Raw genomic sequence first — 20,760 nt, forward strand, 5'->3', positions numbered from 1 at the left:
TTTCTTCTCACAAAACGCCGCCGCGCTCGCGCGCCATGCGGGTACGCCGGGTTTCGCGGCGCGGCCGCCGCTCGACCGTTTCGAGCCGCGCCGGCAGTTCGGCCATCACTGATCGTCGCGTTTCAGGGGTCATGGCGAGCCAGGCGGAAATCTCGTCGCGCGTGCGGCCGCAACCAAAGCAGAAGCCGGTTTTCATATCGATCGAACAGACCAGGATGCAGGGAGATTCGATGGCGGTCATGCTGTTCTCTTGCCTTTATTCCACATGGTGCAACCGCCGGAGCAATGCAAGCCCTCCGCATTGCGCCGCAAGGCAACGCGTTCGCGGCATCGTCCAGGCGGTTGTGCCGGGTGGAGAAGGCGGCTATGCCGCTTGCGACTTCCGCAACGAACCGTGACCGACATAATGCCTGCTAAGCCTTTCGACGATTTCCGAAACCTTCTGGCGGCATTACCGCCAGCCGACGATGCGGCGAGCGCCCGTGTCCGGGCGCTTTTCGCCAAAGCGGAAAAGCCGAAGGAATCGCTCGGCCGCGTTGAGGACGTCGCGGCCTGGATTGCTGCCTGGAGCGGGCGCGCGCCGCCCGCGATCAATCGGCCTCTGGTGGCGATCTTCGCCGGCAATCACGGCGCCGTCAGGCACGGCATCTCGCCGCGGCCGGTGGCGGCGACCGCAAATGAAGTCGAGCTCTGCGCCGCCGGCGGGGCCGCGATCAACCAGGTCTGCATCGCCAACGATCTCGGCCTGAAAGTCTTCGATCTCGCCTTGGATATCCCCACGGGCGACATCACCGAGGAGGCCGCGCTCGATGAACGCGGCTGCGCCGCGACCATGGCCTTCGGCATGGAAGCGGTCGCCGGTGGCGCCGATCTCCTGTGCCTGGGCGATCTCGGGGTCGGCAATTCGACGATCGCTGCCGCCCTTTGCGCCGCCCTGTTCGGCGGCGAGGGAGCCGACTGGGTCGGGTCGGGTTCGGGCGCCGATGCGGCGATGATGGCACACAAAGCCGAGGTCGTGGATCGGGCTCTGGCATTCCATGGCCCGGGTCTGGGAGACCCGCTCGAGGTTTTGCGCAGGGTCGGCGGGCGCGAATTCGCGGCCATCTGCGGCGCCATTCTCGCGGCGCGCATGGAGAAGATTCCCGTCCTCCTCGACGGGTTCGCGGCGACAGCGGCGGCCGCCGTCCTATATGCGGCTAATCCCGGCGCGCTAGATCACTGCCTGCTTGCCGGCCTGTCGCCGGAACCCGGCCACGCCAAGGCGGCCGAAAGGCTCGGATTGCGGCCGCTGCTTGATTTCGGGATCAGCCATGGCGAAGGGGTAGGGGCTGCTCTCGCCGCCGGTATCGTCAAGGCCGCGGCACTGACCAGCTCGGGCATGGCGCTGGCTGTGCGGCTTTAGCGCCCGGCGAGTCAGCGGCGTCCGCGCGCGGCGACCGTCTTGGTCGGCAAGGCCGGCAATTCCTCCATAACCCGGCTCAACGGGAAGATGGCGATCGCCTCGGTGCCTTCGCGCAGCTTGGAATGAAGCTCGAACTCGCCGCCATGCATGGCGAGCAAGCCCTGCACGATCGGCAGACCGAGGCCGGTTCCCTGCTCGGCGCTCTTGATGGCGATCGAGCCCTGGCCGAAGGCGGAAAGCACCACCGGGATTTCCTCTTCCGGTATGCCCGGGCCGTTGTCCTTGACCGAGATGTACTGGCCGCCGCCGGCGGTCCAGCCGACACGCACGCGCACCTCGCCGCCGGACGGGGTGAACTTGATCGAATTGGACAGGAGGTTGAGCGTGATCTGCCTGACGGCACGCTCGTCGGCGAAGAGGCGCGGCAGGGTCTCCTCGAACTCCTGGATGATACGGATGTCCTTGTTGCGGGCGCGCAGCTCCATCATATGGCAGCAGTCCTCGACGATGGTCACCAGCACGACCGGCTCCTCGTTGAGCTGGTAGCGGCCGGCCTCGATGCGCGACAGGTCAAGGATCTCGTTGATCAGGTCGAGCAGGTGCTGTCCGGACTCATGCACGTCATGGGCATAGTCGCGGTAGGTCGGATTGCTCATCGGCCCCAGCACTTCATTGGCCATCACTTCGGAGAAGCCAAGGATGGCGTTGAGCGGCGTCCGGAGCTCGTGGCTCATCGAGGCGAGAAAACGCGATTTCGCCAGATTGGCGTCCTCGGCGCGCCGCCTTGCTTCATCCGACATCGATTTCGCGGTCTCCAGCTCGGCGATCAGCGCGTCCTTCTCCGAGCGGAAGGAGAGCAGCATCAGCGAAGCCTGATTGAGATGGCGCGCGACGTAACCGAAGAAGGGAAGCGCCGCGATGAGCAAGGCCGCCATCGTGGCTTCGATCGGCGTCCACAGGCGCATGACGGTGTAGACATAGACGGCAACGGGAATGGCAAAGGTCGCGAACAGCGCGCCGCCAAGCGAGGAGGCCATCACGGCCGTCGTCGCCATGGCGATCAGCAGCACCATGGCCTTGGCAACATGGAACTGGTCGATCTGGCATGTGGCGCAGCCGACCCAGGCGAACCACGCCCAGCCGAGGCCGCAGAGGAAATGGCCGATCAGGAAGTCGCGACGCGTCTGCGCCGGGTCGAGTTCGGCCGCCTCGGTCCGCTCCACGCGACGCGCCATGAACGCGACGATCGTGTAGCAAAGCAGCGTCGACAGGGCCCAGATGGTGATCTGGCTGTCCAGACCCGCCAGCCGGCCGATGGCCGCCACGGCGAGCACGAGCAAGGGGATCGCAAGCGCGCTGACCGACATGGCGCGCGCATGCAGCTTCAGCAGTTCACGGTCGAAATCGAGGCTGCCCGCCTGCTGCGAGAGGCGGTCGCGCGTCTTGCGCACCGCGCGCGCCACATCGCTGTTGCGGTGCGGTTTACGGCGGTCCACAATAAATTTATCCGCTGTGTTCGAGCGTTGCAAAGGCATACAGACTTCAATTTCTGCGCGCAGCGACTGTCAGTTCGTTAAGCTACGTTCGAATGATTAAGAGACTGTTTGCCATATGAGCCGTTTCGGGCCGCGAGGACCGCGCCGCCGCTACGCGGCGAGTTCGCCGCAAAGCCTCTGGCGCAAGCTGCTGGACTACGGACTTGCCATCCTTCTGCTTGGGTTGCTCATCCTGGTGGCGGCACGCCTCGACCGCTTCGAGAGGCGCCAGGAGCAAGGCACGGCGATCGTCAATGACGGCGATTCGATCACGCTCGGGGCCGAGCGCATCCGCATGCGCGGCATCGATGCTCCGGAGTATCAGCAGACCTGCCAAAAGGCCGGCGCCGACTATCCCTGCGGCAAGCTGGCGCGGCAGTCGCTGGTACGCCTGATCGCCGGCAGGCCTGTTGTCTGCAGCGGCTGGCAGCGCGACCGCTACGGCCGCCTGCTCGGCGATTGCAAGGCAGGCGACACCGACCTAAACCAGGCCCAGGTGCAGGCCGGATGGGCGGTTGCCTTCGGCGGTTTTGAGACCGAGGAAGCAGCGGCGAGAGCGGCCAAGGCCGGCATCTGGGCAGGCACTTTCGCGGAGCCGCAGGACTGGCGCGACAGCCATCACGGCGCGCCGGTCGAGAGAAAGCACGGCGTGCTGGCCTCGTTCGGCGATGCGTTGCGCGAATTTGTTCGCTTCTGGTGATGGGCTGACCCGCGCCCTATGATCCGGTGGAGAAGCTGGAGGATGAAATGAAGCTGTTCGATGGCGGCCGCGCGCCCAATCCCCGGCGCGTGCGCGTCTTCCTTGCCGAGAAGGGGCTGACGGTGCCGCTGGTGCCTGTCGACATGGGCGCGCTGGAGCATCGCGGCGAGCAGGTTGCTAAGCGCAATCCGCTGCGGCGCCTGCCGGTGCTCGAGCTCGACGACGGCACCATCATCACCGAATCGATCGCCATCTGCCGCTATTTCGAGGAATTGCATCCCGAGCCCGCGCTGTTCGGCACGGGCGCGCTCGGCAAGGCAAAAGTCGAGATGTGGCAACGACGCTTGGAATTGAACCTGATGAGCAGCGTCGCCGCCGCTTTCCGGCACATCCATCCGGCGATGAAGGAATGGGAAGTGCCGCAAATTCCGGAATGGGGCGAGGCCAACAAGCCGAAGGCGATCGAATTCCTGCACCTGCTCGACCATGAACTGGCGGAGCGCGAATTCGCCGCCGGCGATGCCTATTCGGTCGCCGACATCACCGGCATGGTCGCCATCGACTTCATGAAACCAGCCCGTATCAAGGTGCCGGACGAATGCACGAACGTGCTGCGCTGGTATGCGGCACTTGCAAGCCGGCCAAGCGCGGCAGCCTGAGCGACAGAAATTGGATAATCTGCCCGATACGAGACAAGCGCTGCAGCGCCTCGCCGAAAGGGTGCGGGCCTGCCGCATCTGCGTCGAGGAGCCACACGGCCGACCCCTGCCGCATGAGCCGCGGCCGGTGCTGCAGCCGTCTTCCACCGCGCGCATTCTGCTTGCCGGCCAGGCGCCGGGCACCAAGGTGCATGTGTCGGGCATGCCGTTCACCGACGCTTCGGGAGACCGGCTGAGAGATTGGCTCGGCGTCAGCAGCAAGGAGTTCTACGACTCCGAAAAATTCGCCATCGTGCCGATGGGCTTTTGCTTTCCCGGACAGGATGCCAAGGGCGGCGACCTGCCGCCGCGTCGCGAATGCGCGCCGGCCTGGCGCCCGGACCTGATGGAGCTGATGCCGCAGATCGACCTGGTGCTGACCATCGGCGGTTATGCGCAGGCATGGCATATGGGCACGACACGGCTGCCGTCACTGACCGAGACGGTCAGGAACTGGCGCGCCATATGGAATCGACCGTCCCTGCCGAAAGTGCTGCCGCTGCCGCATCCATCGTGGCGGAACACCGGCTGGCTGAAGAAGAATCCCTGGTTTGAAATGGATTTGCTGCCCTTCCTGAGGGCGGAAATCCGCTATCGCATCGATTAGGCATTCTGCAAGAAATCACTCGCATTTACCGCCATCGGCAGAATTTCTTTCTTGTGAAAGGCTCTGATAAAAGGGATTATAGCCAAACTATTCCCCTGGAGCCTCCCATGGATCGCCTCGATAGAAAAATTCTCCGCCTTTTGCAGGAGGACGCGACGCTCGCGGTCGCCGATGTCGCCAAGAAAGTCGGCTTGTCGACGACGCCATGCTGGCGGCGCATCCAGAAACTTGAGGAAGAAGGCGTCATCAAGCGTCGCGTCGCCATCCTCGATCATGAGAAGGTAAATGTGCGCGTCACCGTCTTCGTGTCGATCCGCACCAATTCGCACAGCCATGAATGGCTGCGGCGCTTCTCCGAGGTCATCCAGGAATTCCCGGAAGTGGTCGAGTTCTACCGCATGAGCGGCGACGTCGATTACTTGCTGCGCGTGGTGGTGCCCGACATCGCCGCCTACGATGCCTTCTACAAGCGGCTGATCGCCAAGATCGAGATCCGCGACGTCTCGTCGTCCTTCGCCATGGAGCAGATCAAGTACACGACGGAAATTCCGCTCGATTACATGGTGCTGGACAAGGAATCGGGCGCGAACGCGGCGTGAGCCCATGCCAAATCGCGGGCCTTAGTTCTTCTTCTTGTTGAGAAAATTCCACGGCGAGTTGACCGGCAGCGTGACAGTGTCCGGAACGCTGTCGACGCTCGTCACCTCGGCCTTGCGCACCGTGTAGCCAGACTGGACGATCGAGACGCCGTCGAGGATGAAAAGCTGGCTTTTCTCCATGCCGGGCTTCAGCACGCCGGTGACGGCGACCGGTTCGTAAGCCTCTTTCATCCTGTAGGGATGCGCCGGGCTCACCAGCACGATCTGGTTCGGTGGCGGCGTCGGCATGTGGCTGCAGGCGCCCGTCCACGGCACCAGCAGGAACTGGTAGATAAGATCGCCGTCACGATCGACCGGCAATGCATAGCCGGCTAATTGTATCGTCTTATCCTGCAGATTGAGCGACAAGGTCTCGCCATGGTCGGGCAGTTTTGCCGCGATCATCGGCAGGTTCGCGTCTGCGGCTATCGCTTGCGTCGCGGGGCGCAGATCCTTCCAGAAGATATGCGCGACATCGGCCGCGGCATCGGCTCCCGTGGCTGCGAGGAGGAGCGCAGCCGCCAGCGCCGCGCATGACTTGAAACGCTTGCTCATGATCGCTCCATCCTCCGCCAGTCCATGTGCTGAATCGAGTAAAAGCGTCGTGACCGGCTCCATGCTCAACGGTTCAGCCGCATCACATGCCGGCGCGCGCCGGCGGCTCCGGTCTCATGGAAGCCACGCGCGGCAAACATGTCGCGAAATCCCATGAAGCGGTAGCTGGGTGCTGCCCCGTCGACGGGATAGGCCTCGATTATATGTGCGCCTTTGCTGAACGCATGGTCGATTGCCGCATCGAGCAAGGCGGAGGCCAGTCCGCCGCCGCGCAATGCCCTCGGCACATAGAAGCAGACGATCGACCAGATGCCGGTCTCGCTGTCGTCCTGCTGCTTTGAAAGTTTCCGGTAGGTCTCGCGCGGCGCGACCGAGCACCAGCCGACCGGCCTGCCGTCCATCTCGGCGATGATGCCGACCGGGGTGCCTTTGTCGATGAGCGCCATCATCATGCGCTTCTTCTCGTCGTTCTGAATGTGTTCGCGGGTGGAATGGCGCCAGGCCATGCACCAGCAATATTTCGGTGCGCCGGGTTGCTCGAACAGGTTTTCGAAGTCGGCGCGTGTCTCTGGCGTCACCCCGACGAACCGAATCCCGGCAAGGTCAGGCTTTTGCGACTGCGAGCCTTTCGAGCTGTCTGGCATCCGTCAATTCCTTCACTGCATCCTTGCCGATCCAGCGCGCCGTCTTGTCGGACGATGCCGCCAATCTTTCCGCCAGCGCAAGGGCAGGGGCGTGCAGGCTCATCGACCGCTTGCCGATTTGCCGCAGCGCCCAATTGACCGCCTTGCGGACGAAATTGCGCGGATCGCCGGCATGTTTCTCGATCAGCGGCAGATAGGCCAGGAAGGTCGCGTCCGGCTCCTTCTTGAGATGCACCGCGCTCCAGGCCAGCATGGCAAAGGCGGTGCGGCGAACGAATTCGCGTTCGTCTTCGGCAAACTCGTCGATCAATTCACGCCAGAATGGTGTTTCGGCGAACAGGTCGGCAACGGTGTCGACGATCTCCCAGCTGTCGAAATCCGCGGCCCAGCGCCGGCATTGATCGATATCGACCTTCTTCGGCTCGCCGGTGAAGGCGGCCATCAGCCGCGCTTCGCGGATGCCGCTGTTCCAGAGCTGCAGCGACCGCTCGTGGTTCTTCTTCAGCTTGCGCGCCAGCGGCCGCAATTGTGAATTGCCGACGCCGAGCGCGCTGGCGGTGTTGATGCCGAAGCGCGCCATGCCCGCCCGGTTGTCCTCGGTGCCGACCGAACGCAAATGAGCGACGATGTCGTCGGCGCTCCAGCTCGGATCGGGCAGTGGCATCGTCACCTATCTTTCCAGGCGCGCCAGCAGCGAGGACGTGTCCCAGCGCTTGCCGCCCATGTCCTGCACATCCTTGTAGAACTGGTCGACCAATGCCGTCACCGGCAACTTGGCGCCGTTGCGATTGGCCTCCGCCAGGCAGATGCCGAGATCCTTGCGCATCCAATCGACGGCGAAGCCGAAATCGTATTTGCCGGCGTTCATCGTCTTGTGGCGGTTCTCCATCTGCCAGGAACCGGCCGCGCCCTTGGAGATCACCTCGATGACCTTCTCGATGTCGAGGCCAGCCTTCTTGCCGAAATGGATGCCCTCGGCCAGGCCCTGGACGAGGCCGGCGATGGCGATCTGGTTGATCATCTTGGTCAACTGGCCTGCGCCAGCCGATCCCATCAGGCCGACCATGCGAGCGTAGGCGTCGATGACGGGCCTGGCCTTGTCGAAGGCGGCCTCATCGCCGCCGACCATAACGGTCAGCACGCCGTTCTCGGCCCCGGCCTGTCCGCCTGACACCGGCGCGTCGAGGAAGGAGAAGCCCGCCTTGCGCGCGGCGTCGTCAAGCTCGCGCGCGACCTCGGCCGACGCTGTGGTGTTGTCGATGAAGACGGCACCCTTCTTCATCGCGGTGAAGGCGCCGCTCGCACCTGTGGTGACCGAGCGCAGATCATCGTCATTGCCGACGCAGGAGAAGACGAAGTCCTTGCCCTCGGCTGCTTCGGCCGGCGTCAGCGCCAGTTTGCCGCCATGCTGGGCCACCCACTGCTCGGCCCTTGCCTTGGTGCGGTTGTAGACGGTGACGTCATGGCCGCCCTTGTTCCTGAGGTGCCCGGCCATCGGATAGCCCATGACGCCAAGACCGAGAAATGCAACCGATGCCATAAGCCTGCCTTCCAACAAAACACAGTTTCCAGTGGCGGAAGGTCTAGGCCAAGCGAAAAATTCGTCAAGGCACGCAGAGCCGCTTCGGCTGGTGCAGGCGGCCGGGGTGGCGATCTAAGTCTTTGTTTTATGCATGTCGTTTCCCCTAAAACCGCTGCGCACTTTTAGGCGACATGTATTAGCGATGCAGATGGACGGTGATGCGGCGCTCGATCCACTCGACGCCATGGCGCAGGATCTCGACCATCACCAGATAGACGATCGCCACCCAGATATAGGCCTGGATGTCGAAGGATTTCGCGTAGGCGAGCTTGGCGTTGCCCATCAAGTCGTAGACGGTGATGATGGCGACGATCGCGGAAGCCTTGATCATCAGGATGAGCTCGTTGCCGTAGGGTCTCAGCGCGACGATGATCGCCTGGGGCATGATCACCTTGCGCAGCGTCTGCAACCTGTGCAATCCGAGCGAGGCCGCACCTTCCCATTGGCCGCGCGTCACGCTTTCGATGGCGCCGCGCAGGATTTCGGCCTGATAGGCGGCGGTGTTGAGCGAGAAGGCAAAGACGCCGCAATAGAAGGCCTCGCGGAAGAACCACCACAGCCCGACCGTCTCAAGCTCAGGCCGGAACGAGCCGATGCCGTAATAGACCAGGTAGGTCTGCACGAGCAGCGGCGTGCCGCGGAAGAAATAGACGTAGCAATAGGCAAGCGCAGATAGGATCGGGTTCTTCGACATGCGGCCATAGGCGACCGGCAGCGACAGGAGCGCGCCAACGACCATCGAAATGCTCACCAGCGATAGGGTGGTCCCCAGGCCTTGCAGATAGGCGGGAGCATATCTGGCGAAGAATTCGGCGTTCCAGGCATAGACCAGATAGGCGATGATGCCGGCGCCGAACAGCACCCAGATGCCGACCAGCGCGTAGCCGAGGATACGGGCTCGCGACCACCCGCGCGCTTGCGGAGGCGGCTTGTCGATGGCGATGGCCTGGCTGACGCTCACCGCGCCTCCCTCCGTCCGAGGTAGCGCAGGATGTAGCTCGTGGCGATCGACGACAGGACGGCCAGCGCCAGAAAGATCAGCGCCGCAACGCTGTAGAACAGGAAGGCATGCCTGGTGACGCGCGCGGCGACACCGGATTGGCGCAGGGTCTCGGCGAGATTGACCACCGACACCAGGGATGTGTCCTTGAGCAGGCTTAGCCAGCAATTTTCGAGGCCCGGAAAAGCGATGCGTATCAGCTGCGGCAGGACGATGAGCCGCATCGTTTGCCATTTTGACAGGCCAATGGCGTAACCGCCCTCATACTGGCCTTTCGGAATGGCGCGGAACGCGGAGAGGAAGACCTCGCTGGCATAAGAGGAAAAGATCAGCGACAGCACGATCATGCCGGCGATGAAGCTGTTGACGTTGATCGTCGCGTCGGGATTGAACAGCCGCACGACATATTGCAGGAGAAGCGGCATGCCGAAGAAGAACAGGAACAGCGTCACCAGTTCGGGCAGACCGCGAAAGACCGTGGTGTAGATGTTGCCGGCCAGGCGCAGCGAGGATTCTTCATGCTGCTTGGCGAAGGCGACGAAAAAGCCGGTCACCAGGCCAATCGGCAGTGTAGCGAGCGCCAGCGCGATGGTGACCAGAACGCCAGACGCAATATCGTCACTCCAGCCCTCCGGTCCCCAGCTGAGAAGTGTCCAAATGCTTTGGGCCGGCATTGACGGGTCGTGTCTCCGTGGCGATCCCGGAAGGATTTAAGGGCGGTGAGGGATGCCTCACCGCCCTTGGCGTATCGATCAGGATTCGGCGCCGTAGACGTCGAACTTGAAGTACTTGTCGTTGATTTCCTTGTACTTTCCGTTCTTGCGGATGGCGTCGATCGCGTTGTTCAGCTTGTTGACCAGATCGGTCTCGCCCTTGCGCACGGCGATGCCGGCGCCCGGTCCGAAGATTTCCACCGGCTGCGGCGACGGCTGGCCGAGGATCTTGCAGCAGGCGCCGTCCGGCGAATCCAGCCACTGCTGCAGCACGACGATGTCGTCCTCGATCGCATCGAGACGGCCATTGGCGAGGTCTGCCTGTTCCTCGGGGCTGCTCGGATAGCCCTTGATGGTGCTGTCCGTGAAGGTCTTCGACGCGTAGTTGTAGTGCGTGGTCGTGGTGGCGACGCCGATGTTCTTGCCGGCGAGATCTTCCTTGGTCACGCCCTTGAGCGGCGAATCCTTCGGCACCGCAATGGCCGACGGGGTGTTGTAGTATTTGTGGGTGAAGTCGACCTTTTCCTGGCGCTCGGGCGTGATCGACATCGAGGCGACGATGGCGTCGAACTTGCCGGCCTGGAGCGCCGGGATGATGCCGTCCCAATCCTGCGCGACGAAGGTGCATTTCACCTTCATCTCGTCACAGAGAGCCTTGGCGATATCGATGTCGAAGCCGACCAGCTGGCCGTCCGAGGTCAGGTTGTTGAAGGGCGGGTACGCGCCTTCGGTGCCGATCCTCAGGGTCTTTTCCTGAGCCTGGGCGACGCCGAGTGTCAGCAGCGCGGCCGAAGCGGCAAGCGCGATACGCAGTGCAATACGCATGATAATCCTCTCATATGTCATGGCCGCTGTCCCGTGCGGCTCTTGTGGGCGGCCGTTTCTTGACCACCCGCTGAGGCGGATACTCCCACTCTTTGCGAGAAAAAAGCAACTGCAATTCAACGGCAAACGACAATCGGGATGTGCCGCTGCGTTACTTGGTTTGAGCCACGAGACCTGTGCTGCGCTCCACAAAGTCGGCTATCGATTTCGTGTCGTCGAGGTGGAAAACCGGCAGCTTTTCGCCTTCGACCATGAAGTCGGCGGCAACCGCGACAATGTTGGGATCGTTGGCCGAAAGCGGCGTCCGATCCTTGGCATCGAGCCGCCTTGCCTCGATCTTCTTATGTGGTTCGCGCTTGTAGCCTTCGACCAGCACGATGTCCGAGGGCGACAGCCGCGCCAGAATGTCGTCCAGCGCCGGCTCGTTCTCGTCGCGCAACTCGTGCATCAGGGCCCAGCGCCGGCCGGAGACGATGGCGACCTCCGTCGCGCCCGCCTGGCGGTGGCGGAAGGAGTCGGCGCCCGGCTTGTCGATGTCGAAATCATGATGGGCGTGCTTCACCGTCGAAACCGTCCAGCCGCGCGCCACCAGTTCGGCGACCAGCTTTTCCGTCAGGGTCGTCTTGCCGGAGTTCTTCCAGCCGGTGATGCCGAATATGCGTCTCATGGCCCGAGGCTTTGCAACAGACGCTCCGCCGCCGCAAGGTCGTCCGGTGTGTTGATGTTGAAGAAAGGATCGATCTTTTGGCCGCGAGCCTCGATCATGGCGAACTCGACCTCGACATGGCCGTGCCGCTCCATGAAGGCGGAAACCCGTCGGTCGTCCTCGTCGACCAGGAAACGGCGCAAGGCGTCGCGCAGGCCGAGCGGCCAGAGCGCGAAGGTCGGGTGCCATCTGCCGTCCGAGCTGGCGACGGCGATCGTGCCGGGCCGATCGAGCGCTGCCGCCACCAGGCGCTCGACGAGATTGTCGGGAAAGAACGGCGTGTCACCGGCGGCGCTCACCAGCCATCGGCAGCTTGTTTGCGTTGCCGCCCAGTCGAGGCCGGTGAGAATGCCTGCGAGCGGGCCGGCATGGCCCGGCATCGTATCTTGGATCACCGGCAGGTCCATGCCGGCAAATCGCGCCGGATCGCCGTTCGCGTTGAGCCCCAGTGTGGCGACCTGCGGCCTCAGTCGCGTGGCGACATGGTCGATCAGCCTGGCTTTGCCCAATGAAAGGAGCGGCTTGTCGCCGCCGCCCATCCGGCGCGACTGGCCGCCGGCCAGAATGATCCCCGCAACAGTTCGGTCCATCGCGCCTATATGCCGTCCGGTGCCATGTCGGGTCCAGCGCTTTCGGCGGCAGGTTGCTGCCGTCCGACGACGCGCTCGCGGTAGAGCGCATAGAGGCCCGAGCCGATGATGATGGCGGCGCCGACGGTCATCGGCGTATCGGGGATATCGCCGAAAACGACGAGGCCGAGCAGGATCGACCACAATAACGCGGTGTAGCGGAATGGGGCGATGAAGGAGATGTCGCCCGAGCGCATTGCCATGATGATGAACTGATAGCCGATGAGCACCAGCACCGCTGCCAGCGCCAGAAGCGTGGTCGCCCGGCCGCTCATCGGCATCCAGCCGCCCATCGGCGACAAAAGCAGCGCGCCCAGCACCGTCATGGCAAGCGCGGTCGCCGTCGACACCAGTATGGTCGGGATGGCCTGCGGGATGCGCTTGGTGGCGAGGTCTCGCACCGCGCAGCAGGCGACGCTGGTCAATGCCAGCAGCGAATAGACGCTGAAGCCCTCGAAGCCCGGCCGCACGATGATCATCACGCCGGCGAAGCCGACGGCGATGGCAAGCCAGCGCCGCCAGCCGACGCCTTCGCCGAAGAACAGCGCCGCGCCCATGGTCACCGCTAGCGGCAGTGCCTGCAGCACGGCCGAGACGTTGGCGATCGGCAAATGCGCAAGCGCGATCAGAAACGATACCGTGGCGCCGGCTTCGCCGGCAACGCGCGTCGCCACCATCGGCTGCAGCACGGCCGCCGGATTGGCAAGCGCGCCGCGCCGCCAGGCGAGCAGGCCGACGAACAGGGACGCGAAGGCGCCGCGCACAAGCATGACCTGCGCCATGTTCATCGATTCCGACGAGAATTTGGTGATCGCGTCGTTCAAGGTGAAGCCGACCATGGCCACGATCATGAACAGCGCGCCGCGCAGATTTGGCGAGAGAGGCAAAGGGGTTTTCCGGATTCAATTTTAATTCAGCCGTCTAGCAGGCAGCCGGAAAACAGCAACGGCAAAGAAATGGGCCACGAATTTCTGCGTGGCCCATGAGATCGATTTGCCGAGCTTTGGAAGGCTTACTTCGGCGTCAGCACCTCGGTGCCGTTGCCGTTCTGGCCGGCGATGGTCCACAGCCCGTGCAGGGAGCCGTCCTTCTCGATCTTGTAGACGACGAGACCTATCTCCTTGCCCATCGCGTAGCCGGCGGAAAATGCATTGTCGTTACGCATGCAGATGCCGTCCGAGGTCGAGCCGCCGGTTTCCCAGTGGATGGTGCAGGTCGTGTCGCTGGTCAGCGTGATGGTTGCCTCGCCGTCATATTTCGAGCCGTCGAAATTGGTGCCGGCGACGGTGTAGGTGCCGCCGATCGATTGAGCCGCGGCCGATACGGAAGCAACCCCAAGCATTGCGAGTGAAAGCATGAATGTGCGCATGTGCACTCCCCCTAGAGCGAAAATTGCGCGCGAAGGCTAGGCTGTAAAAGGCCGGCGGTAAATCGGCCGGAAGGCGACGCCAACGCTTTATTTTCAGTGCGGCCAGGCTGACCTCAAGGGCCGCGCAGGGTCTTGGCGATGGAGCCGGCCAAAGGGTCGTATTTTGCCTTGAGCGCGGCAGGGTATTCGATCCAGACGGTGCGAATGACGTCGTCCTTTCCGAACAGGCGCCGTTCGTAAAAAATGTTGCCGTCCTTGGTGCCGGAGAGCACCGCCCAATTCTTGCCGGTCTTGCTGTAGGTGACCTTGTAACCCGGTTCGGTGCTGGCTTTCTCCTGGACGACGAAACCTTGCGGCGTGTCGTTGTCAACGTTGTAGATGCCGGAACAGGCCAGGCTGGCGCCGTCGGCGCTAAGCCATTGCTGTCCGTCGCCATTTTCCGGCTCGGGCATCGGCTTGTTGAAGATGTCGTCGGGAAAAGTGCAGGACTGGCCGAACCGCGCATTCACGTAGGTGAAGGGCTTGGCCATCGCGGCCGCCGCCATGATTGTCGACAGGGACAAGATGGCCGCTACCGACGACCAACCGATGCGCTGCGGACGTTTCATGATCCCCCCTTTGGTCGATGACCGAAGGTGATCCTGCACCAAATCGTAGAAAAAATCAGCCGCCGGTGACGCTCATATGCCGAGATACCGAAGGACGGCTGGTGCGGCGGTCGATGACGAAATCATGGCCCTTGGGCTTGCGGCCGATGGCCTCGTCGATCGCCTCGCCGAGCAGCTCGTTGCCTTCGGTGGCGCGCAACGGCGCCCTGAGGTCGGCGGCGTCCTCCTGGCCAAGGCACATATAGAGCGTGCCGGTGCAGGTCAGCCGTACGCGGTTGCAGCTTTCGCAGAAATTATGCGTCATCGGCGTGATGAAGCCGAGCCGGCCGCCGGTCTCCGTGACATGAACATAGCGGGCTGGGCCGCCGGTCTTGTAAGGAATATCGGAGAGCGTGAACTGGCGCTCCAGCGAGGCGCGCAGCAGCGACAGCGGCAGATACTGGTCGGTGCGGTCGGTCTCGATCTCGCCCATCGGCATCGTCTCGATGAGGGTGAGGTCCATGCCGCGGCCATGCGCCCAGCGCATCAGCTCGGGGATTTCGGCATCGTTGAAGTCGCGCAGCGCAACCGCGTTGAGCTTGATCTTCAGCCCGGCCTTCTGCGCGGCATCGATGCCTTCCACGACCTTGCCGAGATTGCCCCAGCGCGTGATCTGGTGGAATTTCTCGGCATCGAGTGTGTCGAGCGAGACGTTGATGCGCTTGACGCCGCAATCGGCGAGCTCGGCCGCGAAGCGCGACAGCTGCGAGCCGTTGGTGGTCAGCGTCAGCTCTTCCAGGGCGCCGCTCTCCAGATGCCGCGACAGCTGGCGCACCAGATGCATGATGTTCTTGCGAACCAGCGGCTCGCCGCCCGTCAGCCTGAGCTTCTTCACGCCTTTCTCGATGAAAACGGTGCAGAGCCGGTCGAGCTCCTCGAGCGACAACAGATCCTTCTTCGGCAAGAAAGTCATGTCCTCGGCCATGCAATAGGTACAGCGAAAATCGCAGCGGTCGGTGACCGACACGCGCAGATAGCTGATGGTGCGACCGAAGGGGTCGATCATGTCCATTTGCAAACGTTTCCCATGGCCTGAGCGGCACCGTTATATACAGCTATGTGATACGATCCAATGCCGCATTCAAGATAGACGGTCTTGATCTTTGGTAACATTCCCCGGCCGACATCCGATGTCGGCAAGGTCCAAATGACCTTTTCCAGCTGAGCGAAGCAGCGTAGGGAAGGGCGGATTGATGCAGGATGGACGACAATGACGGCGCCGAAGGAACTCAGAGTCTCGAAGGACAGAAAACTGCTGTCCGTCACCTTTCCCGGTCATCACCCATTCGAACTGCCGGCCGAACTTTTGCGCGTTGCTTCGCCCTCGGCCGAGGTGCAGGGCCATTCGCCGGAGCAACGGGTGACGGTGCCCGGCAAGCGCAATGTCACCATCCTGAAGATCGAGCCGGTCGGCAATTATGCCGTGCGCATCACCTTCGACGATTTTCACGACACCGGCATCTTCACCTGGAACTATCTGCACACCCTCGGCCACGAAAAGGACGAGCGCTGGAATGCCTATCTCGCCGAACTCCAGGAGAAGGGGCTGAGCCGCGACCGCTAGGCCATCCTGTCCGCGTCTTTCGGCTTGGCCAGAGCCGCCAGGATCTCGCTGGTGTCGTAGTAGAAGGGTGTGCCTTCAATCAGCCGACCATCCCTGAAGCGCAGGACTTCGGCAAACGGCTGCCTGATCGTCACGCCGTTGGCTCGCGCCGTCAGCGAAAGCGTGCAGCTCATAAAGACGACGTCATCTTTTTGCGCCGCCTGAAGGTTCTCCACCGCAACACCGCTCCAGCTTTCGTGCATCGTCTGGAAAAGAGAGGCGATGCCTTCAAGGCCGTTCCAGTCGCCGGCATAGGGCAGTGAGTGCGGTTCATGCACGACGACATCCCTGTGGAAGGCGCTGGTCAGCATCTCGATGTTGCCCGACCCTGATTGCAGGAATCGCATTTCAACGTCGAACATGTTTTCGAGAAGTTCCATGGCGGTGCTTTGCCGCTCAACTGCTTTGTCCATGTCGATCTCCGTGTCCGTTTTGTACGGTGAACACGGTTTGCGCCGGAAATCATTGTGTCGACACCCGTTTCCTGATTGTCAGCTTTGGCACGTCGCGAGGACGTCATAGAGTTGGGGTAACGCCGGCAAAGGTTCGGAGGCGGAAAAATGTCTGAGATTACCACGGTCGAACAGCTCGAAGCGCTCTATGGCCTGCCGGGCGAAGCTTCGGTCGTTAAGGAACTCGACCATGTGATTCCCGAATATGCCGCCTTCATCGCGGCCTCGCCCTTCGTGGCGCTGGCGACGAGCGGGCCCGAGGGCCTCGACTGCTCGCCGCGCGGCGATCTCGCCGGCTTCGTGCGCATTGTCGATGACAAGACGCTGATGATGCCCGACAGGCGCGGCAACAACCGCGCCGATTCGCTGAAGAACATCATTCGCGATCCGCGCGTCGGGCTGCTCTTTCTGGTGCCGGGCTCGGGCACCACGCTGCGGATCAACGGCCGCGCTCACATCACGACCGATGCCGAGCTTTGCGCGTCTTTCACGGTCGACGGCAAGCCGGCCCGCTCGGTCACCGTCATCGATGTCGACACGGTCTATTTCCAATGCGCCCGCGCCATCGTGCGCTCCGAGCTCTGGAACCCGGCCATGCATGTCGACCCGAAGTCGCTGCCGACACCCGGCCGGATTCTCGAGATCACCAGCCGCAAGAACATCGACGGCCAGAAGTACGACGAGGAATGGCCGGAAAGAGCGAAGAAGACGATGTGGTAACAGGTGCGCCGATATTTCGGTGAGGCCGGCCTGCAAATGGCGAGTTCCTGCGCTTCCGGTGCTCACGTACTTTAGGTACGCTCCGCTCCGGCCTTCGCCGGCCGAAGCCCTCATAAGTGTCTTCGCTCTATGAAGGCTACGGCCGGCGTAGGCCGGTTCTCGGAATCCCGCCATTTTCGACTCGGCCTGACCGAACTCTCAGCACACCTGAGGTAGTCGCATCAAACCCGCGCTCAGGCTTCCTTCAGCACGTCGGCGATCTTGCGCATCTGCTCGCCGATCATGTCGCATTGTTCCGGCGTCGACTGGCTCATCGCCTTCTCGATCAGCGCCATGTGCACCTTCAGGGCCTTCATCAGCAGGGCCTCGCCCGCCTCGGTGAGGTTCAGCCGCAGCACCCGCTTGTCCTTCTCGTCGGCTTCGCGACGCAGCAACCCGCGGGCCTCGAGCTGCGGCAGCAGCATGGTGATGTTGGAGCGGCCGACGAGCAGCTTGCGGGCAAGGTCGTGCTGCGACATGCCGGGGTGGCGGTAGAGGTTCATCAGCACGTCGAGCTGCGCCGGCTTGAGGTCGAGCGGGCCGAGCTTAACCGCCAGCGTGCGCTCCAGCACATGGCAGGCGCGCGCCACCGCAACCCAGTTGCGAAAGCGAGGGTTGTCCCAGGGTAGCTCTTGCTTAATGTTCATGTTTGAACTATTATGTTCATGCTTGAACGAATGGATGGACTGCCAATATGGCATCATTTGGAATGAAGGTCATCCGGGGCGTTTTCGGCGCGGCCGAGCATGTTGCGCCGCGTCTTAGCGGCCGTGCCGCCTTCGAATTGTTTTGCCGCACACCCAACGTCAAATCCCTGAGCGAGGGCGAACGGCGCGCTGTGGAGCGTGCCTCTGCCTTCATGGCCGAGGCGCGCCATCACAGGCTGAAAACCAAGACCGATTGCGTCGCGGTGCATGAATTCCGGCCGGAGCCAGACAGGGAGTCGCGCGGCACGGTGCTCGTCATTCATGGCTGGCGCTCGCGTACCGAATATATGCGCGCTTTGATCGAAGGGTTTCGCGGCGCCGGCTACAAGGTTGTTTCGCTCGACCTGCCCGGACATGGCCATTCGTTCGGCCGCCATCTCAACATGGTGACTGCCGTGGACGCGGCGCGGGTCGCCGGCGAATGGTTCGGCCCCTTTGCCGCCGCCGTCGGCCATTCCTTCGGCGGCGCGATTGCCGCCAATGCCGTCGCCGCATCGGTCAAGGGCATGCCGCCGCTTGCGGCGCAAAAGCTGGTGCTGATTGCGGCGCCGAGCTCGCTGCCTGCAATCTTCGACGACTTCAGCGATATGATGAATGTCGGGCCGCGCTCGCGCGTCGCCATGGCGGACAGGGTGAGATACCTTTCGGGGCGTCCGCTCAGCGAATTCACCGGCGACCGCCAACTGGCCGCAGCGTCGGTGCCGACACTGGTCATCCACGCGCCGGACGATCGCGAGGTCCATGCCGACCACGCGAAGCGTTATGCGGGCGCCGGCGAGCATGTCCACCTGCATTGGGCCGAGGGGCTTGGCCACCGGCGTATCCTCGCCGACAGGGACGTCGTCGCGCGCGCGGTCGGCTTTGTGACTGGCCAGCGCGAAGCGGCGCTGCACTAATCGACCTATCAGTCCGCCTTCTTTTTCTGCCCCGGCTCTACGGGCAGGCCCGCTGCTTTCCAGGCGGTATAGCCGCCGAGGATATGCTTGACCGGCGTCAGGCCCATGTCCTGCGCCGTCTTGGTGGCTAAAGCCGAGCGCCAGCCTCCGGCGCAGAAGAAGACGAAGGTCTTGCCGCTGGCGAAGAACGGCTTGTGGTACGGGCTTTCGGGATCGATCCAGAATTCCAGCATGCCGCGCGTCACATGCTTGGCGCCGGGGATCTTGCCGTCACGTTCGACCTCGCGCGGGTCGCGCAGATCGACGAAGATTGTGTCCTCATCCTCCAGCAGCCCCGCTGCCTCCTCAGGCGACACGACCTCGATCTCGGCATTCGCCTCGTCGAGAAGCTGGCGATAACCTTTCTTCACGGCAAATCCTCCCGGCCACGCTTGCTGCGGCCGCCGAAATTTCGATCACAAAGACTGACGTTTGTCACGAGGTCAGGCGTTAGATCGGGATGGCGTTTCGTTGAATCGCCGTCACGATCTAACTGTTTGTTGGAGCATGATCTTCTCCAAAAACCCAGTTCCCACTTTTCGGGATCATGCTCTAGTGCCGGCCATCGTCGTCCACGCCGCCATGGCGCCGGCAACGGTCGCCATAAGAGCGGCATGGGTTGCGCCGTCGCGCGCCTGGATCGACATGCCGTGCTGAACCGTAGCATAGAAGGTCGCCGCGGTGCCGCTGTCGAAGCTTGCCGGCAATTCGCCCTCCGCCACGGCGCGCTCGAGCCGTCGCAGCAAGGCGGTCCGGTTTTCCGCCCGGCGGCGGCGCAGATCATCGCAGATCGCGCCACTGCTTGAGTCCTGATGCAGCGCGCCGAGCGCGATAAGGCAGCCCTGCGGGCGATCGCCCTGCGAGTAGGCCTTGGCTGTCTGTCGCAGGAAGTTCTCCACCGCCTGGCATGCCGTCGGCGCCTTGTCGAGCGCCGCCCAGATCTCGGTACCTTCGGCGTGCGTGTAATATTCGGTCGCTTCAAGGAAGAGCGCCTCCTTGCTGCCGAATGCGGCATAGAGGCTGGGAGACCCGATCCTCATTGCCGCGGTCAGGTCTGCGATCGAGGTACCCTCATAGCCTTTGGCCCAGAACAGCTCCATCGCGCGCCGCAACGCGGCGGTTCGATCGAAACTTCGGGGACGGCCTCTTTCCGACATGGCGCTCTTTTCTGTGTTGATCGTTACATAATTCACTTGACGATTACGGGCAAGGCTGACAGGTATTTATGTATCGATCGTTACACAAAGGAGAGATCAATGACTTCCAATCAGCTGCGCGGCAGGGCCGCTTTTGTGACCGGCGGCAGCCGCGGCATCGGCGCGGCAATCGCAAAAAGACTGGCGCGTGAGGGTGCCAGCGTCGCGCTGACCTATGTGAATGGGGAAGCGCAGGCGCAGGCTGTCGTTGACGAGATCGAGGCGGCGGGCGGGCGTGCCGTCGCCATTAGGGCTGATGGTCGCGATGCCGAAGCGATCGAGCATGCCGTCGATCAGGCGATGGACACGTTCGGGCGGCTCGACATACTGGTCAACAGTGCCGGCATATGGCGCGCCGCGCCGATCGATTCCCTCTCGCTCGCCGATTTCGACGAGAGCATGGAGGTCAATCTCCGAGCGCCTTTCGTCGCTTCCAAGGCCGCAGCCCGACACATGGCGGATGGGGGTAGGATCATCTCGATCGGCAGCAATCTGGCCGAGCGGGTGACCGATCCTGGGCTCAGCGCCTATTCGACCAGCAAGGCGGCGCTGATCGGCTTGACAAAGGCCCTGGCGCGCGACCTGGGCCCACGCGGCATCACCGCCAACATTGTTCATCCGGGCTCCACAGACACCGACATGAATCCCGCCAGCGGGCCACATGCGGAGCACCAGCGCCGCAAGATGGCAACGCCGCGCTTCGGTGAGGCCGAGGAGATCGCGGGAATGGTGGCCTGGCTGGCAAGTCCTGAGGGCCGCTTCGTCACGGGAGCCTCGTTGACCATAGATGGCGGCGCCAACGCCTGATTGTTTTTTTCGACACCGCCACATGCGTGTGAGGCCCGAGGACAGCCACTG

Annotated in this window: 28 protein-coding genes; 9 read left to right on the forward strand and 19 right to left on the reverse strand. The window is 62.9% G+C overall.

The features are described 5' to 3' along the window. Nucleotides 1–7: 7 nt before the first annotated feature. Nucleotides 8–241 (reverse strand): DUF1289 domain-containing protein, encoded by a 234-nt coding sequence (locus FJW05_RS04040; protein ID WP_140628016.1) that lies wholly within the window; start codon nt 239–241, stop codon nt 8–10. A gap of 162 nt (nt 242–403) precedes the next feature. On the opposite strand from FJW05_RS04040, the gene FJW05_RS04045 reads away from it, so the two are divergent. Continuing rightward, nucleotides 404–1,402 carry a nicotinate-nucleotide--dimethylbenzimidazole phosphoribosyltransferase gene (locus tag FJW05_RS04045; RefSeq protein WP_140628229.1) on the forward strand — a complete coding sequence of 333 codons (999 nt, stop codon included), beginning with the start codon at nt 404–406 and terminating at the stop codon, nt 1,400–1,402. Between the two features lie 11 nt (nt 1,403–1,413). On the opposite strand, the gene FJW05_RS04050 is transcribed toward FJW05_RS04045, so the two are convergent. Further along, the gene (locus FJW05_RS04050; protein ID WP_140542429.1) at nt 1,414–2,937 is read right to left on the reverse strand and encodes a HAMP domain-containing sensor histidine kinase; all 1,524 of its coding nucleotides are present in this window, start codon (nt 2,935–2,937) and stop codon (nt 1,414–1,416) included. 76 nt (nt 2,938–3,013) lie between these two features. Here FJW05_RS04050 and FJW05_RS04055 point away from each other — a divergent pair, with 76 nt between their 5' ends. From FJW05_RS04055 to FJW05_RS04070, 4 genes are all read left to right on the forward strand, one after another. Further along, nucleotides 3,014–3,637 carry a thermonuclease family protein gene (locus FJW05_RS04055; RefSeq protein ID WP_140628019.1) on the forward strand — a complete coding sequence of 208 codons (624 nt, stop codon included), beginning with the start codon at nt 3,014–3,016 and terminating at the stop codon, nt 3,635–3,637. A gap of 47 nt (nt 3,638–3,684) precedes the next feature. Next, nucleotides 3,685–4,296, forward strand: a complete 612-nt coding sequence (locus FJW05_RS04060; protein ID WP_140628022.1) for a glutathione S-transferase — start codon at nt 3,685–3,687, stop codon at nt 4,294–4,296. A gap of 10 nt (nt 4,297–4,306) precedes the next feature. Then, entirely contained in the window at nt 4,307–4,942 is a 636-nt protein-coding gene (locus tag FJW05_RS04065; protein ID WP_246673190.1) for a uracil-DNA glycosylase family protein, read from the forward strand. Nucleotides 4,943–5,049: 107 nt separating this feature from the next. Next, nucleotides 5,050–5,541, forward strand: a complete 492-nt coding sequence (locus FJW05_RS04070; protein WP_006205209.1) for an Lrp/AsnC family transcriptional regulator — start codon at nt 5,050–5,052, stop codon at nt 5,539–5,541. Nucleotides 5,542–5,562: 21 nt separating this feature from the next. Here the strand turns inward: FJW05_RS04070 and FJW05_RS04075 are convergent, their stop codons facing one another. The 13 genes from FJW05_RS04075 to moaA all read right to left on the reverse strand — a co-directional run bounded on the left by FJW05_RS04075 (nt 5,563) and on the right by moaA (nt 15,262). Further along, complete coding sequence (locus tag FJW05_RS04075) at nt 5,563–6,135, reverse strand: DUF3299 domain-containing protein (RefSeq protein WP_140628030.1); 573 nt, start codon at nt 6,133–6,135, stop codon at nt 5,563–5,565. Nucleotides 6,136–6,200: 65 nt separating this feature from the next. After that, nucleotides 6,201–6,779 carry a GNAT family N-acetyltransferase gene (locus tag FJW05_RS04080; RefSeq protein WP_140628034.1) on the reverse strand — a complete coding sequence of 193 codons (579 nt, stop codon included), beginning with the start codon at nt 6,777–6,779 and terminating at the stop codon, nt 6,201–6,203. Then, on the reverse strand, nt 6,739–7,443 hold the full coding sequence (locus tag FJW05_RS04085; protein WP_140628232.1) for a DNA alkylation repair protein: 705 nt from the start codon (nt 7,441–7,443) through the stop codon (nt 6,739–6,741). Before FJW05_RS04085 ends, FJW05_RS04080 begins: the two co-directional genes overlap by 41 nt. Before the next feature lie 6 nt (nt 7,444–7,449). Next, nucleotides 7,450–8,319 carry an NAD(P)-dependent oxidoreductase gene (locus FJW05_RS04090; protein WP_140628037.1) on the reverse strand — a complete coding sequence of 290 codons (870 nt, stop codon included), beginning with the start codon at nt 8,317–8,319 and terminating at the stop codon, nt 7,450–7,452. 178 nt (nt 8,320–8,497) lie between these two features. Beyond that, on the reverse strand, nt 8,498–9,322 hold the full coding sequence (locus FJW05_RS04095; RefSeq protein WP_140628041.1) for an ABC transporter permease: 825 nt from the start codon (nt 9,320–9,322) through the stop codon (nt 8,498–8,500). Next, a complete protein-coding gene (locus FJW05_RS04100) occupies nt 9,319–10,035 on the reverse strand; it encodes an ABC transporter permease (RefSeq protein WP_140628043.1) in 717 nt (238 codons plus the stop codon). The genes FJW05_RS04095 and FJW05_RS04100 overlap by 4 nt, the downstream gene beginning before the upstream one ends. Nucleotides 10,036–10,113: 78 nt before the next feature. After that, on the reverse strand, nt 10,114–10,899 hold the full coding sequence (locus tag FJW05_RS04105; RefSeq protein ID WP_140542438.1) for an ABC transporter substrate-binding protein: 786 nt from the start codon (nt 10,897–10,899) through the stop codon (nt 10,114–10,116). Between the two features lie 151 nt (nt 10,900–11,050). Then, a complete protein-coding gene (mobB, locus tag FJW05_RS04110) occupies nt 11,051–11,566 on the reverse strand; it encodes a molybdopterin-guanine dinucleotide biosynthesis protein B (RefSeq protein ID WP_140628047.1) in 516 nt (171 codons plus the stop codon). Further along, nucleotides 11,563–12,195, reverse strand: coding sequence for a molybdenum cofactor guanylyltransferase MobA (mobA, locus tag FJW05_RS04115; protein ID WP_140628050.1), 633 nt, complete (start codon nt 12,193–12,195; stop codon nt 11,563–11,565). Before mobA ends, mobB begins: the two co-directional genes overlap by 4 nt. A 5-nt stretch (nt 12,196–12,200) precedes the next feature. Next, complete coding sequence (locus FJW05_RS04120; RefSeq protein WP_140628059.1) at nt 12,201–13,121, reverse strand: DMT family transporter; 921 nt, start codon at nt 13,119–13,121, stop codon at nt 12,201–12,203. Between the two features lie 125 nt (nt 13,122–13,246). After that, nucleotides 13,247–13,603, reverse strand: coding sequence for a hypothetical protein (locus tag FJW05_RS04125; RefSeq protein ID WP_140628062.1), 357 nt, complete (start codon nt 13,601–13,603; stop codon nt 13,247–13,249). Nucleotides 13,604–13,716: 113 nt separating this feature from the next. Continuing rightward, complete coding sequence (locus tag FJW05_RS04130; RefSeq protein ID WP_140628065.1) at nt 13,717–14,211, reverse strand: hypothetical protein; 495 nt, start codon at nt 14,209–14,211, stop codon at nt 13,717–13,719. 55 nt (nt 14,212–14,266) lie between these two features. Next, entirely contained in the window at nt 14,267–15,262 is a 996-nt protein-coding gene (moaA, locus tag FJW05_RS04135) for a GTP 3',8-cyclase MoaA (protein WP_140628068.1), read from the reverse strand. 198 nt (nt 15,263–15,460) lie between these two features. On the opposite strand from moaA, the gene FJW05_RS04140 reads away from it, so the two are divergent. Further along, complete coding sequence (locus tag FJW05_RS04140) at nt 15,461–15,814, forward strand: DUF971 domain-containing protein (protein WP_140628071.1); 354 nt, start codon at nt 15,461–15,463, stop codon at nt 15,812–15,814. On the opposite strand, the gene FJW05_RS04145 is transcribed toward FJW05_RS04140, so the two are convergent. Further along, nucleotides 15,811–16,266 (reverse strand): nuclear transport factor 2 family protein, encoded by a 456-nt coding sequence (locus tag FJW05_RS04145; RefSeq protein ID WP_140542445.1) that lies wholly within the window; start codon nt 16,264–16,266, stop codon nt 15,811–15,813. The two genes, FJW05_RS04140 and FJW05_RS04145, sit on opposite strands and share 4 nt — an antisense overlap. A gap of 147 nt (nt 16,267–16,413) precedes the next feature. Between FJW05_RS04145 and FJW05_RS04150 the strand changes: the two genes are divergently transcribed. Next, on the forward strand, nt 16,414–17,025 hold the full coding sequence (locus tag FJW05_RS04150) for a pyridoxamine 5'-phosphate oxidase family protein (RefSeq protein ID WP_140628074.1): 612 nt from the start codon (nt 16,414–16,416) through the stop codon (nt 17,023–17,025). Between the two features lie 233 nt (nt 17,026–17,258). Here FJW05_RS04150 and FJW05_RS04155 read toward each other — a convergent pair whose 3' ends face one another. Next, nucleotides 17,259–17,711, reverse strand: coding sequence for a MarR family transcriptional regulator (locus FJW05_RS04155; RefSeq protein WP_140628079.1), 453 nt, complete (start codon nt 17,709–17,711; stop codon nt 17,259–17,261). Between the two features lie 47 nt (nt 17,712–17,758). Between FJW05_RS04155 and FJW05_RS04160 the strand changes: the two genes are divergently transcribed. Then, nucleotides 17,759–18,667: an alpha/beta hydrolase gene (locus tag FJW05_RS04160; protein WP_140628082.1), complete on the forward strand. Its 909-nt coding sequence runs from the start codon at nt 17,759–17,761 to the stop codon at nt 18,665–18,667. An 8-nt stretch (nt 18,668–18,675) separates the two neighbouring features. Here FJW05_RS04160 and FJW05_RS04165 read toward each other — a convergent pair whose 3' ends face one another. Continuing rightward, complete coding sequence (locus FJW05_RS04165; protein ID WP_095765408.1) at nt 18,676–19,077, reverse strand: rhodanese-like domain-containing protein; 402 nt, start codon at nt 19,075–19,077, stop codon at nt 18,676–18,678. Nucleotides 19,078–19,251: 174 nt separating this feature from the next. After that, nucleotides 19,252–19,863 (reverse strand): TetR/AcrR family transcriptional regulator, encoded by a 612-nt coding sequence (locus tag FJW05_RS04170; RefSeq protein ID WP_140628085.1) that lies wholly within the window; start codon nt 19,861–19,863, stop codon nt 19,252–19,254. Nucleotides 19,864–19,962: 99 nt separating this feature from the next. On the opposite strand from FJW05_RS04170, the gene FJW05_RS04175 reads away from it, so the two are divergent. Continuing rightward, nucleotides 19,963–20,709, forward strand: coding sequence for a 3-oxoacyl-ACP reductase family protein (locus FJW05_RS04175; RefSeq protein WP_140628088.1), 747 nt, complete (start codon nt 19,963–19,965; stop codon nt 20,707–20,709). The last annotated feature ends 51 nt before the right edge of the window (nt 20,710–20,760 follow it).

It is taken from the genome of Mesorhizobium sp. B2-9-1 (assembly GCF_006439455.1).
GTDB lineage: Bacteria > Pseudomonadota > Alphaproteobacteria > Rhizobiales > Rhizobiaceae > Mesorhizobium.

Excerpts from the sequence above, each read along its gene's own strand:
- FJW05_RS04145 (WP_140542445.1), bottom strand. The coding sequence starts at position 16,266 with ATGGACAAAGCAGTTGAGCGGCAAAGCACCGCCATGGAACTTCTCGAA.
- moaA (WP_140628068.1), bottom strand. The coding sequence starts at position 15,262 with ATGGACATGATCGACCCCTTCGGTCGCACCATCAGCTATCTGCGCGTG.
- FJW05_RS04140 (WP_140628071.1), top strand. The coding sequence starts at position 15,461 with ATGACGGCGCCGAAGGAACTCAGAGTCTCGAAGGACAGAAAACTGCTG.
- FJW05_RS04155 (WP_140628079.1), bottom strand. The coding sequence starts at position 17,711 with ATGAACATTAAGCAAGAGCTACCCTGGGACAACCCTCGCTTTCGCAAC.
- FJW05_RS04085 (WP_140628232.1), bottom strand. The coding sequence starts at position 7,443 with ATGCCACTGCCCGATCCGAGCTGGAGCGCCGACGACATCGTCGCTCAT.
- mobB (WP_140628047.1), bottom strand. The coding sequence starts at position 11,566 with ATGAGACGCATATTCGGCATCACCGGCTGGAAGAACTCCGGCAAGACG.
- FJW05_RS04105 (WP_140542438.1), bottom strand. The coding sequence starts at position 10,899 with ATGCGTATTGCACTGCGTATCGCGCTTGCCGCTTCGGCCGCGCTGCTG.
- FJW05_RS04055 (WP_140628019.1), top strand. The coding sequence starts at position 3,014 with ATGAGCCGTTTCGGGCCGCGAGGACCGCGCCGCCGCTACGCGGCGAGT.
- mobA (WP_140628050.1), bottom strand. The coding sequence starts at position 12,195 with ATGGACCGAACTGTTGCGGGGATCATTCTGGCCGGCGGCCAGTCGCGC.
- FJW05_RS04170 (WP_140628085.1), bottom strand. The coding sequence starts at position 19,863 with ATGTCGGAAAGAGGCCGTCCCCGAAGTTTCGATCGAACCGCCGCGTTG.
- FJW05_RS04175 (WP_140628088.1), top strand. The coding sequence starts at position 19,963 with ATGACTTCCAATCAGCTGCGCGGCAGGGCCGCTTTTGTGACCGGCGGC.
- FJW05_RS04090 (WP_140628037.1), bottom strand. The coding sequence starts at position 8,319 with ATGGCATCGGTTGCATTTCTCGGTCTTGGCGTCATGGGCTATCCGATG.
- FJW05_RS04125 (WP_140628062.1), bottom strand. The coding sequence starts at position 13,603 with ATGCGCACATTCATGCTTTCACTCGCAATGCTTGGGGTTGCTTCCGTA.
- FJW05_RS04075 (WP_140628030.1), bottom strand. The coding sequence starts at position 6,135 with ATGAGCAAGCGTTTCAAGTCATGCGCGGCGCTGGCGGCTGCGCTCCTC.
- FJW05_RS04060 (WP_140628022.1), top strand. The coding sequence starts at position 3,685 with ATGAAGCTGTTCGATGGCGGCCGCGCGCCCAATCCCCGGCGCGTGCGC.
- FJW05_RS04080 (WP_140628034.1), bottom strand. The coding sequence starts at position 6,779 with ATGCCAGACAGCTCGAAAGGCTCGCAGTCGCAAAAGCCTGACCTTGCC.
- FJW05_RS04070 (WP_006205209.1), top strand. The coding sequence starts at position 5,050 with ATGGATCGCCTCGATAGAAAAATTCTCCGCCTTTTGCAGGAGGACGCG.
- FJW05_RS04100 (WP_140628043.1), bottom strand. The coding sequence starts at position 10,035 with ATGCCGGCCCAAAGCATTTGGACACTTCTCAGCTGGGGACCGGAGGGC.
- FJW05_RS04130 (WP_140628065.1), bottom strand. The coding sequence starts at position 14,211 with ATGAAACGTCCGCAGCGCATCGGTTGGTCGTCGGTAGCGGCCATCTTG.
- FJW05_RS04050 (WP_140542429.1), bottom strand. The coding sequence starts at position 2,937 with ATGCCTTTGCAACGCTCGAACACAGCGGATAAATTTATTGTGGACCGC.
- FJW05_RS04160 (WP_140628082.1), top strand. The coding sequence starts at position 17,759 with ATGGCATCATTTGGAATGAAGGTCATCCGGGGCGTTTTCGGCGCGGCC.
- FJW05_RS04040 (WP_140628016.1), bottom strand. The coding sequence starts at position 241 with ATGACCGCCATCGAATCTCCCTGCATCCTGGTCTGTTCGATCGATATG.
- FJW05_RS04150 (WP_140628074.1), top strand. The coding sequence starts at position 16,414 with ATGTCTGAGATTACCACGGTCGAACAGCTCGAAGCGCTCTATGGCCTG.